This is a genomic window from Bacillus sp. 5mfcol3.1, from assembly GCF_900114335.1.
GTDB lineage: Bacteria > Bacillota > Bacilli > Bacillales > Bacillaceae_G > Bacillus_A > Bacillus_A thuringiensis_S.
In genome coordinates, this window is the sequence record NZ_FOST01000003.1 from 324,999 (window position 1) to 338,133 (window position 13,135).

Genomic DNA, 13,135 nt, shown 5'->3' on the forward strand with positions numbered 1-13,135 from the left:
AAACTATAATCAGTGGGGAGTTTTACTGCAAGCTAATGTGGGATAAATATAAAAAGAGGATTTTCTAGTACAGTATGAAGATCCTCTTTTTTATATTAAAATGGTAGACGAATTAATGACTTGAGCTGTTGTTTAAATGATATACGATGCTTTTTTCTAATTCCTTAGTTTGTTCTTTTTCCCATGTACGAACAGCATCTACTGGAGTTTGTGTATGTTTTAACCAATCTAGAATAAGGTGTAGTTGTTCTTGTATTTGACCAATGTTTTGCTCCTTTATGTTCTTATTCTGAATTCTATTAGTTAATTGAAGCATATAGGGAAGTTTTTCTATACATTCGCTTAAATCTCCGCAATAACCTGAAGGGAATTCATGTGTACCAAATTCTAAAGTATTGATGTAATTAGAAACTAGGTATATCATGGCTTTTTGTTCGGTATCACCACCTAATTCAATCGCTTTTCGAAGGGATTTTTCTAAATCGTCTTCTTTATTGCTAGAGTCCATATAAATTCCTATCCATCTAAAAGGTCTTGAATCAATCGGGTTGTTTTCTGTCCATCTATATAGAATGTCAATTAGAAAACTATTTAGTGAGAAAGTTAAGCCCTCATCTTTTTCGTTTAATGCATCTAAAATAGTAAACAGCGAAATGGCAAACTCTTCTTGATCTTTTGATTCCCATGTTTTTGCATTGGAAATAAATGTCTCTAAATGTTTATAAGCTAATTTTCGAAGTCCCGCTTCGCGATGCTGACAGTAACAAATAAAATCATGCCAATGCTCATTTGTATTCATATGTATAATAATAGTTTGTAATGTAGTGAGAGGTTTATCCATTATAAGTCCCCAATCTATTAAGAACGTGTTGAAAATTTAGTGTTATTATATCATTACATAAATTAAAAAGGGAGAGTTACTATGCTTACAAAAGTAATTACGAAAAGTAATTACGAAAAGTAATTGGGAAATCGCAAAAATAATTGGAAAAATTAATGAAGATTCCCTTATAGAAGAGGGATTTATTCATTGTTCATTAGTAGATCAAGCTTTAAGAGTTGCAGAAAAATATTTCAAGCATGAAGAAGATGTTTTATTACTTACAATTGATCCAGCCCTATTAAAAGCAGAAGTAAAATATGAACTTGCTTCAAACGGTCAAGAATATCCGCATGTTTACGGAGTAATTAATGTTGAGGCGATTGTAGAGGTTGTTCCATTTTCTAAAGAAAAAGGGGAATTTATATTACTTAAATCAGTTCGACTTTAGTAATAGGCGATGGAGTTCGCTATAATTGCTATATATAGCTAATGAATCCTATTGATAAACGAGATTTTTTGTTTATCAGTAGGATTTTTAATTTTATTCGAACAGACTTAAAAAGAGCACATTTGAATAGTGCTCTTTAAGAGAAAAGTGAATTAGGGTTTTTACTTCTAGATAATGTATGAGTGATTCATCATAATGTGACGATGAATCACAAAAGAGCAGTTAGAGTGGGAAGAATTTAAGATGGATTTTATTGGTCACGGGATCCAATCGATTGGTAATGAAGCAGTTCTAACAGGACTCATTATAGACTTTGAAGATGAAACGTAAAAAAATTATTACGTTTATCTGAATATTGAGGGAATACAAAAATTTTATTTATCTAATTTTTAGAAAACATAGACTATAACATTAATAAATGGTATAATTTCCTTGTTATTGGAATTAAAATGAAAATATTAGAAGAAAAAGGATTGGGCTGGTTTTAATGGGGGATTCTGATCACAAAGAAACAAAGGCAATATTAAAGTTATGGTTTATTTATATACCACTTGCATTTGGAGAGTTTGTCTTTTCGAATATCATAGGTTATTTAAAAAAATAAAGATTTTGCATTTGAAAAACAATTAACCTAATTTAATTGTTTTTTTATTTTACTTTAATAAACCAAATAAAAATAGAGATTTTGAACAAGATGAAGTTTATGAAGGAAATAACGTTGATTAGGTGCTGAAAACAGTGTGAAATCAACAGTGCCTAAAGAATAAAACAGGAATCATTCAACCATGGTAATTTTCCGTTTTATTAGCTTCCTATAGTGATATGTTATGGTCACATCATATGTGTACGATACTTGTAACTTAATATAGCATTACTGGAATTTCAAAATTAGTAGTTAAGGTTGCTACCTTTTAGAGTGTTATAGATATATATAACTTAGCTAAAAAAGCACAAATCATATAATTTGCGCTTTTCATTATCTGTTTTTGGTAAAAAAAGCACAGTTTTTGTCACACTAATACTGTACGATACATAGTATAAAACACATACTGTATGACATATAGTAATGGAAATGAGGTGAGTGAATGGATACTTTATTAAACTCGTTAATTACTGAGTTAAGAAGAGGGACATTAACGTTAGCTGTTTTAAGCCAATTAAGAACGCCACAGTACGGATATTCACTTGTCCAGTTATTGGAGCAATCAGGGGTTACAATTGATCAAAGTACTTTATATCCACTACTTCGCCGATTAGAAAAGCAGGAATTAGTGACGAGTAGTTGGGATAAAACGGAGAGTAGACCTCGTAAGTATTATGTTTTAAGTGATTATGGATTAGAAATATTTTTGCAGTTGAAAAAAGAATGGATAAAAGATTCGAAAGAACTTTATAACTTATTAAAGGAGGAGGAAGGGAATGAATTTAATTGATCTCTATATCCAAGAGGTTGCGAAGAGATTACCTGAAAAAAATCGTGAAGATATTACACTTGAACTAAGGTCAACTATAGATGATATGTTACCTGAAGATTATAATGAGGAAGATGTAAAGAGCGTTCTCGAAAAATTGGGGAGTCCGGTTTCATTGGCTAATGGTTATTTGGATAGACCGATGCATTTAATTGGACCACGTTATTTTGATGTATATACAACGTTGTTAAAAATGATTATACCAATCGCAGCTGTCATTGCACTCATATCAATGGTTGCAGAAAATTTTATAGGCTATAGTGGTGATCAAGCGGTATTAAATGTTATTTTACAATTGATAGGTAAAGGCATTGGGGAAATTTTTGAAGTGGGCCTCCATGTATTTTTCTGGTTGACACTTGTGTTTGTTATTTTAGAAAGAACAGATAAAGACAAAGGTATCGAGCCGTTGACGACAAGTTTAAAAAAATGGACACCAGATGATTTGAAAAACATCTCGTATATCCCAAAGAAAAAAGCAATCTCGAAGTTTGAAGTTTTTGCAGGTTTAATGTGGACAGCAGTTTGGGCTACACTTTACTTTTATGCGAATCATCTTGTTGGCGTATATAACGGTACGGCAAATGGACTGAAGTTTGTTTCGCCAACTTTTAATCAAGATGTTTTATTGCAGTACTGGCCAATCGTTGTAATTATGATTGTTTTTGAAATATGTATATCCCTTTATAAATTGGTGCAGGGACAATGGACTCAAAGATTGGCGATTGGGAATGCTATTCTTCAAGTAGCTGGGACGATAGTATTCATTGTAATTGTAGTAAATCCACATTTATTTAACGCAGGATTTATTACGTATTTGGCAAATGCATTTACTATTTCCCCAGAGGAGTTTAAAACGTGGCTCATTGGGGGAGGAATTTTCTTTTATATGTTATCTGCTGCAATAAATATATTTGATGGTTTCCGAAAAGCTAGTATTCGTATGTAGATAAAAATCGGAAATTTCGATAAAATAAAACTATTAAAAAGATAGTGAAATAAGATGAACATGATGAAAGGAAGAAAATAATGATAAGGGAAGCAACGAAAAGAGATTTAGCATACATTTTAGATATTTATAACGATGCGATACTTTATACAACAGCTGTATATGCGTATAAACCTGTAACCCTTGAAAATAGAATAGATTGGTATGAACAAAAAAAGGCTGAAGGGTATCCCATTTTCGTATATGAATTAGATAATAAAGTAGTAGGGTTTGCGACATTCGGCCCATTTAGAGCGTGGCCTGCTTATAAATATTCAGTTGAACATTCTGTGTATGTAGATAAGGCATATAGAAAAAATGGCATTGGGTCTTCATTAATGAAAGAATTAATCAAAATTGCGAAGGAAAGAGAGTATATGACCTTAATTGCTGGAATTGATGCAGAGAATGAAAAAAGTATTGCCTTGCATCAAAACTATGGATTTGTTCATGCAGGGACAATAAAAAAAGCTGGTTATAAGTTTAATAAATGGCTAGATTTAGCTTTTTATCAGCTGGAACTTAACGGTCCTGAAAATCCTATAGAAGAATAAATATTTTTCGGTAGCAAGAAAAAATTCATGCTACCTTTTTCTTATTTAAATAGCTGATATGAGCTGCCGAAAAGTTTTTTTATATTCGATATTGAATTTATTGGTATAATAGGAATGTTTAACGAATTTCCGCTTCTTTATGTGATGAGGGGAAAAGATTTACCGAATCGCCGTGAAAATAAAGAGGTAGATGAAGCTTTTGCAGTAGTTTTAAAGTACATATACAAAGAATATAGTGAAAACATGCTAGGAGTGAACGGTTGAAAAGAAACTTAAAGACTTCAACAATCATTATTTTAATTTTAACGATTATTGCTCTTGAAGTTGGAATCGCACTATATGATCACGATTTGTCATTAGATACAATTTACTTTACAGCGATCCTTATTTGTATTGTATTGCTTTTTGGCACACGTGTTTCTGGAGAGAAAGAAAGTACATCGAAACGAGGAAGAAGAAAAACAGTTCTTATATTTTGGCCATCTATTTTATTGTCTATTGTTTGTTTTGCGGTTATAAGTTACATAAGGGTAGGATATGTCTCTGTACCAGGGATAATTGGCTTTTCATGCTTTGTTACATATGGTGGATTCGTATGTATTAGTATTTTAAAGAGAAAAAATAAAATGTAGATTACTAAGCTGAAAGGAAGCAATATAAATGAAACATATAAAGAACGGTACACGCACTGAAGGAGAATATATTAAAAATAAAGTTATTCAATATAATATGTCCATCTTAACAGATGAGGCAAGACAGACGATGGAAGAAGTACGCCTCGTAGTAAAAAATGAAGAAGGAAAAATTTTTGGTGGCGTAACAGGTACGATGTATTTTTATCACCTTCATATCGACTTTTTATGGGTTGATGAATCAGTTCGTCATGACGGTTATGGCAGCCAACTTTTACATGAAATTGAGGGTATTGCGAAGGAAAAAGGGTGTAGATTAATATTGCTAGATTCATTTAGTTTTCAAGCACCAGAATTTTATAAAAAGCACGGTTACAGGGAGTATGGTATTGTTGAAGATCACCCGAAAGGTCATAGTCAGCACTTTTTTGAAAAGAGATTATAATAATATTATGTATACTGTTTGATGGGAGAAAGAATATGTACACGTATAAATTGCAACAAGAACAACCAATCTGTGCAGAAAAAATAAAAAAACTTTATGATTCTGTCAGTTGGTGGCCAGAAAGAAAAGAAGTCGATATTGAAAAAATGTTAAAGAATAGCATAGCCATTGGAGTATGGGAAGAAAATGAATTAGTTGGATTTGCTAGAGTCGTTTCTGATGGTATTTTTCGAGCATACATTGAAGATGTTGTCGTACATGAGAGTGTAAGAAATAATGGTATTGGAGAGAAGATGCTAACAATATTACTTCGAGAAATATCTCATATTGATATTGTTAGTCTATTTTGCGGAGAGAAGCTAATAAAGTTTTATGGTGAGCAACAATTTCAAACAACGAAGCAAATTGTGATGCATCGTAATCAAACAGGGAAAGAATAAGAGGTGCCAATTAAAATGAATGCAACAAGAGCGTACTGTTTATCGAAAAGAAAAGCGAAAGAAGATTCTCCAGATGGCTGGAGTGCAACATGTATGAGGCTTAATAATAAAATATTTGCGATAGTAAATCATGAAGAAGGTGAAAAAGCTGCGATTACATTGAAGTGTGACCCAGAAGTCGCATTAAGAATAAGAGAAGATTATCCAGAAACAATTATTCCAGGCTATCATATGAATAAAAAACATTGGAATACTATTTATATTCATAAGGGTATAGAACAGGAGCAAATAAATAAAATGATTGATTGGTCGTATGATTTAGTACTACAATCATTTTCAAAGAAAAAGCAGCAGGAGTTAATGAATTAATATGTATTAGGAGTGTGTGTAATGAAAGATTCGATTAAAGATACGTATGATAAATTAGCGAGTACATATAAAGAAAATCTAGATTTCGCAAATCCATATAACAGTTATTATGAAAGACCGGCGATGATGGAGCTTATTTCAAAGGAACTAGAAGGAAAAAAGATACTAGATGCTGGATGTGCAGCTGGATGGTATACTTCTCAATTCATAGGAAGAGGAGCAAATGTTACAGCAATTGACGTAAGTCCTGAAATGGTAAAAGCAGCAAAAGAAAATATAGGAGAAGAAGCGACGTTCCTTTGTCATGATCTGCAAGAAACATTGCCATTTGAAGATAATATGTATGATGTGATTGTAAGTTCATTAACTCTTCATTATATAGAAAATTGGAATCAAGTATTTCAAGAATTTCGTCGTGTATTGAAGCCAGGTGGAGAACTTATTTATTCTATTCATCATCCTTTTATGGATTTCACAAAGTTTCCATGTGAAAATTATTTTGAAAAACAGTTATTAATAGATACTTGGGTTAAACCGAATATTACTATTGAAGTCAAGTTTTTTAGAAGATCATTACAAGACATACTAAATGAAACTACAAATTATTTTGTATTAGAAGAGATAGTGGAACCGAAGGCAATTGAAAAAATGAAAGAAGTAAGCGAAAAATCATATCATTATTTAAATATGAATCCACATTTTCTTATCATAAAAGCAATCAATAAATAGCTAGTAAAATAACTTTGTTTTACTAGCTATTTACAGTTTTACATTACATATTAGGAGACTTTAAAATGAATACGAAACGAAATAGAGTAGTATATGCACTATTTACTATAGTTGTTATTATTTTAGGTCTTAGCTCAAGAAAGTTTGCTTTTGCACTACCACATCTATTAAATGATTATTTAGGTGATGCATTATGGGCATTAATGATTTTCACTGGCTTTGGATTTTTGTTTCCTAAAACAGAGACGAAGAAGTTGGCTTTTATTAGTTTAATGTTTTGCTACGGGATTGAAGCGAGCCAATTGTATCATGCGGAATGGATAGATAGCATTCGTGCAACGACTTTGGGGGGACTCGTGTTGGGATACGGTTTTTTGTGGAGTGATGTAGTGGCTTATACAATTGGTGTTGGAGTGGGAATACTTTGTGAGTTTATGTTACGGAGGAAATAATCGATTTTAAAAAGGAGCCCTTTATGAAAAAATAATATTAATTGGTTCTGGTGGTTCAGGAAAATCTACATTAGCAAGGCAGTTAGGGAATAAATTAAATATTAAGGTGCATCATCTTGATGCATTATTTTGGAAACCGAATTGGGAAGGTGTTCCGAGAGAAGAACAAATAACAGTTCAAAATAACTTAATTAAAGATGAGAAATGGATTATTGATGGGAATTATGGCGGGACGATGGGTATAAGACTGAATGCAGCTGATACAATTATCTTCCTTGATATTCATAGAACAATTTGTGTTTATAGGGCTTTTAAAAGAATTGTAAAATACCGAAATAAAACAAGACCAGATATGGGCGCGGGATGTGAAGAAAGATTTGATTTGCAATTTTTTAAATGGATATGGGAATATCCTAATGCTAAACGACCTACAATTTTAAAAGGGTTAGAGCAATTGCCGGAAGAGAAAAAGGTTATTGTTTTAAAATCTCCAAATGAGGTTCGGAAATTTTTAGAGCACATATAATTATAGAATGTAACACAAAAATTCTTTGTGAATCTTACCGATTAGTTTAATAAAACTAATCGTTTTTTATTATGAAAAATTTAACGCTTTTTGAAAATTGTATTTTGTAATGAGTATATGACTTTAAGTTCATATAAAATGAACGTTTGGAGGAATAGAAAATGACTAACGATTTAATTCAACTAATCGATTCATTAATGGTCAATATTCCAGCTGGAGAGGTAGTATTAAGAGATGATCGAATAAAAAAAGAATGGCTAGTACAAATTCAACCATTTCTTCTTGCAAAGTATGCTGTAACAATGGAACTATATGATGCTATTACAAATAGTACATTAAATAATTTTGATAAAAATCATAAACCAGTTGTCAATATTTCATGGAACGATGCCATTGCGTTTTGTAATGTACTTTCAAAAAAAGCGGGATTAAAAGAATATTATTCTATTAGTGATGGTGGTCAAATTGTGAAATGTAATTTAGATTCAAATGGCTACCGATTACCATCTGAGGCGGAGTGGCAATATGCATGTAAAGCAAGTACAACCGGATATACATACGGGAAACTTCATGATATAGCGTGGTATAATGAAAATTCAAATGGAGAGATTCATGACGTTGGCCAAAAAGAACCGAATGCATGGGGACTTTATGATATGCTAGGGAACGTTTGGGAATGGTGTTATGATTTGTATGATGAAACAGTGTACGGATCATACCGCATTTTTCGTGGTGGTAGTTGGGCTGAAACAGCGAGAGGGTGCGGCGCTACTTGTCGTCGTCGAAGCCATCCTACATTTCATATAGAAGATCTCGGTTTTAGACTTGCTAGGTCAATTTAGCAGGAATATGATACGAAGGGGATCTATACTCTTGCCAACATAGGAATGATTTAACGTAAGGAGTGTTTATAATGGCGCGTGTTTTATTTATTAACGCTGGATCAGAAGGACATATAAATCCAACTTTGCCAGTTGTAGAAGAGTTGATTTCTCGCGGTGAAGAGGTCGTTTATTTTTCAATAGAAGCTTTTAGGGAACGAATTGAGAAGACAGGTGCTACTGTACGAACGATTGACGATCAAAAATTTATAAAAGCGTTTCTATCTGGAGGCAGAAATTATTTACAGGAAAGAATAAACGGTCTTCTACATACAGCAGATGTTGTTATACCTAGTGTTCTAGAACAAATTGAAGGTGAACATTTTGATTACATAATTCATGATTCTATGTTTGGCTGTGGGCACTTAATTGCTCAAATTCTTAAATTGCCATCCATAAATTCATGTACATCTTTTGCGCAGGATGAAAAATCTTTTGAGCAAATGTTAGGTCATCTGTCAAAAAATATCCCAGTAGAAATTCATGATAAAATACAGAATGATTTTCAAAACATAACGAAGGGAATTGCTGAAAAATATGGTGTTGAAATAAAATCATCGTATGAAGTTTTCTGTAATCCTGCACCCCTTACTATTGTGTATACAATTAAGGAGTTCCAGCCTTTTGGTGATACGTTTGATGAAACATATAAATTTGTAGGACCATCTATCTCTGCACAAATGAAAAACAGAGACGTTGATTTTACTTCAATTGAAGAAAAAAGTCCGATTTATATTTCATTAGGTACTGTTTTTAATGAAGCGATTGACTTTTATAAACTGTGTATGAAGGCCTTTGAGAATAGTGAGCATACAATTGTTATGTCTATTGGTAATAAAACAAAAATAAGTGATCTAGGCGAAATCCCTAAAAACTTCATTGTGAAAAACTATGTACCCCAAACTGAGCTGCTTACATATACGAAACTATTTATTACACACGGCGGGATGAACAGTGCGCATGAAGGACTGTATAACGGGGTTCCGCTCGTTGTAATACCGCAAAGTGCAGATCAGCCAGTAGTCGCAAAGCAAGTGGAGAGTCTTGGAGCAGGAGTAAAATTACAAATGCAAGGATTAACTGTGGATCAACTAAGTGAAAGTGTAGAAATAGTATTAAATAATCGTTCATTTAAAGAAGTTGCTTTGAATTTGAAGGAATCTTTCCAAAAATCAGGTGGATATAAGGAGGCTGTTGATGAAATTTTTATATTTGTAGGTCAGTGAAAAAAATGAAATTATACATTAGAAAAGCATCTAAATAGGATGCTTTTTATTTAACTTTATAATTCTTATTTTTAATATCTAGTATGGTTAAAAATAAGGCACTGAGAGATCTAAGTATAAGAATAAAAGTTAACCAGTTAAATGTATTGTTAATTATGAAGTAAAGATGATAGATAAATATATTCAAATTGTATTTTAAAATGTTAGGACTTTGTTTTACATGTTAGTAATAATTTCACTGTTTCTGCACAACTTCTGCACATACTTAGGTAATTTCTATGTCATGATATATTCATAAAGTGAAATATTTCACAAGGAAAATATAATTTCACTGCGGTGTATGCATAATTAACACATACATCGGTACAAGTTTGTCTCTTGTTATTCTTTTACATCAAAGCCCACATTCCACTACAAAGTATAACAAGAAGGAGACATGAACATGAATAATCGATTTTTAAAACAACTACAAAATATGAAAATGAACAAAAAAAGTTTAGGAGCTGTAGCATTAACAGCTGGAATTATTAGTACGACACTTATTCCTCAAAATGCTTATGCGCACGGTTTTGTTGAAAAGCCTAGTAGCCGATCCGCTTTATGTAGTCCAACTTATGGTGCGCTAAATGTAAACTGTGGAAGTGTTATGTATGAACCACAAAGTTTAGAAGCTCCAAAAGGTTTCCCACAAGGTGGTCCAGTAGATGGACAAATTGCTTCAGCAGGCGGAAAATTTGGTGGTATTTTAGATCAACAAACAGCAAATCGTTGGTTTAAAAATACAATTACTGGTGGGGAAAATACATTTACTTGGAAGTATACTGCGCCTCACTTAACGAGTAAGTGGCATTACTATATTACTAAAAAAGGATGGAATCCAAATAAAGCGCTAACAAGAGCAGATTTCGAACCAATTGGAACTGTACAACATGATGGTTCTGCAGCTTCAAATAATTTAACTCATAAAATCAATGTACCTACTGATCGTAGTGGATATCATGTGATTTTAGCAGTATGGGATGTAGCTGATACAGCAAATGCATTCTATAATGTAATTGATGTTAATCTTATTAATGATGTGAAACCAGACATAGAAGCGCCAAGTATTCCAAATGGACTTCAGACGCAAAAAGTAACAGCGAATAGTGTAGAACTAACATGGAACGCTTCTACGGATAATGTAGGGGTAAAAGGATATAAAATCTTCCGTAACGGAGAGATGATCGATACAGTACTAGGCACTCATTTTATTGATAAGAAATTACAACCAAGCACAGAATACTCTTATACTGTAAAAGCAATTGACTCAGCTGGAAATGTATCGAAAGAAAGTACAGCGCTTACAGTAAAAACAACAGATGAGATTCCTGATACAGAAGCACCAACACAACCAAAAGGATTACATAGTATGGGAACGACAGCGTCAAGTGTGGATTTAATGTGGAGTCCATCTGACGATAATATTGGTGTAGACCATTACGATATTTATAGAGAAACAGAAGGATCAATGAAAAAGATTGCAACATCCAATACAACTTCTTATATGGATAAAAATCTGCTCGCTAATACTACTTATAAATATGTAGTAAAAGCTGTTGATGTAGCTGGAAATGAATCCGTACAGAGTGATATATTCACAATTACTACAAAAACCGAAAGCGCTTCATATGAAGCGTGGGATGCAAAAAAAGCATATAAAAAGGGAGATAGAGTTCTACACGAAGGAAAAGTATATGAAGCAGTCCAGAGTTATCAAGGAAATGGTGATCCGAACTGGATTTATGCATTATCATTATGGAAAACAGTGTAAGCTTTACCTAGATATGAACTAAGAGATGATGGGCTTTGATTTCAAAAGAGAATCTTGAGAATTCACTTTTCTATTAATAATAAAGGGTAGTGTATGAATACATAAGATTCATACACTACCCTTTTTATTATGATAACATTTTCGTCATAAGTATATGCGGAATGCCATCTTCCATAAATATATCAGAAGAAGTTTCATAACCTAATTTTTTATAAAATCCTTCAGCTTGTGTTTGCCCGTGTAGTTTCACTTTTGTAGCTTGTTCGTTACGAGCAATTTCTTCTAACGTTTGAATGATGACTTTACCTAATCCGTATGTACGATAATCTTTTAAAATGCAAATACGTTCTAATTTTCCGACGCCATCAACAAATCGTATACGCCCTGTACCTACAGGAAGCTCATTATAATAAACTAAAATATGTTTACATTGCTCTCCGATTTCATCGAATGTATCGAATTCATCTGCAAGAGGGACACCTTGTTCTTTTACAAATACTTCTTTTCGAATATGAAAGGCAGTTTCTAAATCAGCAAGTTCTGTTATAAGTTTGGATTGCAAAATGTTCAGTCCTTTCTAGTGTAATCAGCTTGTGTTTTCATAGTATATCATAATAAAGCGCTATTAAGAGAAGAACATACTAAAAAGCCAACTTTAAAAAGTTAGCTTTTATTACAATTCCTTTATCCCATTTTTAGCGCCGATAATTACTTTACTCGTCATACTTATAAACAACCCTGTTTCAACTACACCAGTAATCATTTTTAATTGAGTGTGTAAATGGGCAGGATTAGAAATATGATTAGGGAATATACAATCGATAATCATGTTATTGTTATCGGTTATATAGGTTTCATTATTTTTCAAACGTAATGTTGTTTGACATCCTAAAGACTGAATTTTATTTTCGGTTTGTTTCCATGAAAAAGGGATGATTTCAATAGGTAATGGAAAAGTACCTAAATGTGTTACAAGTTTCGATTCATCAGCAATGATAATTAGTTCTTTAGAGGAAGAGGCAACGATTTTTTCACGAAGTAATGCACCGCCACCGCCTTTTATAAGTTGTAAATTTGAATCAATTTCATCCGCTCCATCAATTGTAAGATCAAGACTTTGTACGTCGTTTAACGAAATTAGGGGGATATTTAGTTGATGTGCTAATGCTTCAGTTTCCTTTGATGTCGGTACAGCTTGAAATGATAATCCTTCTTTTACACGCTCACCTAATTTTTGTATTGTCCAATATACAGTAGAACCTGTACCAAGCCCAATCTTCATGCCATCATTTACAAAGTTAGCGGCATATTCGCCAGCGAGCTGTTTTAAATTCATCGCT

18 protein-coding genes and 1 riboswitch are annotated in these 13,135 nt (G+C 32.7%); of the genes, 15 read left to right on the forward strand and 3 right to left on the reverse strand.

The annotated features are described in order from the left end of the window. Positions 1–112: 112 nt before the first annotated feature. Positions 113–841 (reverse strand): hypothetical protein, encoded by a 729-nt coding sequence (locus BM089_RS19855; RefSeq protein ID WP_000360509.1) that lies wholly within the window; start codon positions 839–841, stop codon positions 113–115. Between the two features lie 109 nt (positions 842–950). On the opposite strand from BM089_RS19855, the gene BM089_RS19860 reads away from it, so the two are divergent. The 15 genes from BM089_RS19860 (at position 951) to BM089_RS19925 (ending at position 11,795) form a co-directional block, all read left to right on the forward strand. Next, positions 951–1,271, forward strand: coding sequence for a DUF952 domain-containing protein (locus tag BM089_RS19860; RefSeq protein ID WP_090978010.1), 321 nt, complete (start codon positions 951–953; stop codon positions 1,269–1,271). After that, a riboswitch (Fluoride riboswitch) is annotated at positions 1,268–1,329 on the forward strand. (Overlaps the previous gene by 4 nt.) A gap of 1,027 nt (positions 1,330–2,356) precedes the next feature. Beyond that, a complete protein-coding gene (locus tag BM089_RS19865) occupies positions 2,357–2,704 on the forward strand; it encodes a PadR family transcriptional regulator (protein WP_000380302.1) in 348 nt (115 codons plus the stop codon). Next, positions 2,691–3,692, forward strand: a complete 1,002-nt coding sequence (locus tag BM089_RS19870; RefSeq protein ID WP_001048872.1) for an HAAS signaling domain-containing protein — start codon at positions 2,691–2,693, stop codon at positions 3,690–3,692. Before BM089_RS19865 ends, BM089_RS19870 begins: the two co-directional genes overlap by 14 nt. An 80-nt stretch (positions 3,693–3,772) precedes the next feature. Then, on the forward strand, positions 3,773–4,285 hold the full coding sequence (locus BM089_RS19875) for a GNAT family N-acetyltransferase (protein ID WP_000617523.1): 513 nt from the start codon (positions 3,773–3,775) through the stop codon (positions 4,283–4,285). 114 nt (positions 4,286–4,399) lie between these two features. Beyond that, the gene (locus tag BM089_RS31370; protein ID WP_000481403.1) at positions 4,400–4,549 is read left to right on the forward strand and encodes a hypothetical protein; all 150 of its coding nucleotides are present in this window, start codon (positions 4,400–4,402) and stop codon (positions 4,547–4,549) included. Next, positions 4,546–4,917, forward strand: a complete 372-nt coding sequence (locus BM089_RS19880) for a hypothetical protein (protein ID WP_000827991.1) — start codon at positions 4,546–4,548, stop codon at positions 4,915–4,917. Before BM089_RS31370 ends, BM089_RS19880 begins: the two co-directional genes overlap by 4 nt. 28 nt (positions 4,918–4,945) lie before the next feature. Beyond that, entirely contained in the window at positions 4,946–5,362 is a 417-nt protein-coding gene (locus BM089_RS19885) for a GNAT family N-acetyltransferase (protein WP_000680536.1), read from the forward strand. A gap of 35 nt (positions 5,363–5,397) precedes the next feature. Next, positions 5,398–5,802: a GNAT family N-acetyltransferase gene (locus BM089_RS19890; protein ID WP_000288977.1), complete on the forward strand. Its 405-nt coding sequence runs from the start codon at positions 5,398–5,400 to the stop codon at positions 5,800–5,802. Positions 5,803–5,817: 15 nt separating this feature from the next. Then, positions 5,818–6,171, forward strand: coding sequence for an MmcQ/YjbR family DNA-binding protein (locus BM089_RS19895; RefSeq protein ID WP_000994614.1), 354 nt, complete (start codon positions 5,818–5,820; stop codon positions 6,169–6,171). A 21-nt stretch (positions 6,172–6,192) separates the two neighbouring features. Next, positions 6,193–6,900, forward strand: coding sequence for a class I SAM-dependent methyltransferase (locus tag BM089_RS19900; RefSeq protein ID WP_000655265.1), 708 nt, complete (start codon positions 6,193–6,195; stop codon positions 6,898–6,900). Positions 6,901–6,965: 65 nt separating this feature from the next. Then, entirely contained in the window at positions 6,966–7,352 is a 387-nt protein-coding gene (locus tag BM089_RS19905; RefSeq protein WP_001093460.1) for a ribosomal maturation YjgA family protein, read from the forward strand. A 31-nt stretch (positions 7,353–7,383) separates the two neighbouring features. After that, entirely contained in the window at positions 7,384–7,878 is a 495-nt protein-coding gene (locus BM089_RS19910) for a DNA topology modulation protein (RefSeq protein WP_090977841.1), read from the forward strand. 161 nt (positions 7,879–8,039) lie between these two features. Further along, on the forward strand, positions 8,040–8,720 hold the full coding sequence (locus tag BM089_RS19915; protein ID WP_000180346.1) for a formylglycine-generating enzyme family protein: 681 nt from the start codon (positions 8,040–8,042) through the stop codon (positions 8,718–8,720). A gap of 71 nt (positions 8,721–8,791) precedes the next feature. Continuing rightward, positions 8,792–9,985: a macrolide family glycosyltransferase gene (locus BM089_RS19920; protein ID WP_090977842.1), complete on the forward strand. Its 1,194-nt coding sequence runs from the start codon at positions 8,792–8,794 to the stop codon at positions 9,983–9,985. A 442-nt stretch (positions 9,986–10,427) separates the two neighbouring features. After that, on the forward strand, positions 10,428–11,795 hold the full coding sequence (locus BM089_RS19925) for a lytic polysaccharide monooxygenase (protein ID WP_090977844.1): 1,368 nt from the start codon (positions 10,428–10,430) through the stop codon (positions 11,793–11,795). A gap of 127 nt (positions 11,796–11,922) precedes the next feature. Here the strand turns inward: BM089_RS19925 and BM089_RS19930 are convergent, their stop codons facing one another. Beyond that, positions 11,923–12,357 (reverse strand): GNAT family N-acetyltransferase, encoded by a 435-nt coding sequence (locus tag BM089_RS19930; protein WP_001190868.1) that lies wholly within the window; start codon positions 12,355–12,357, stop codon positions 11,923–11,925. A 111-nt stretch (positions 12,358–12,468) separates the two neighbouring features. After that, positions 12,469–13,131 carry a ribose 5-phosphate isomerase A gene (gene rpiA, locus BM089_RS19935; protein ID WP_001049982.1) on the reverse strand — a complete coding sequence of 221 codons (663 nt, stop codon included), beginning with the start codon at positions 13,129–13,131 and terminating at the stop codon, positions 12,469–12,471. Positions 13,132–13,135: the final 4 nt, after the last annotated feature.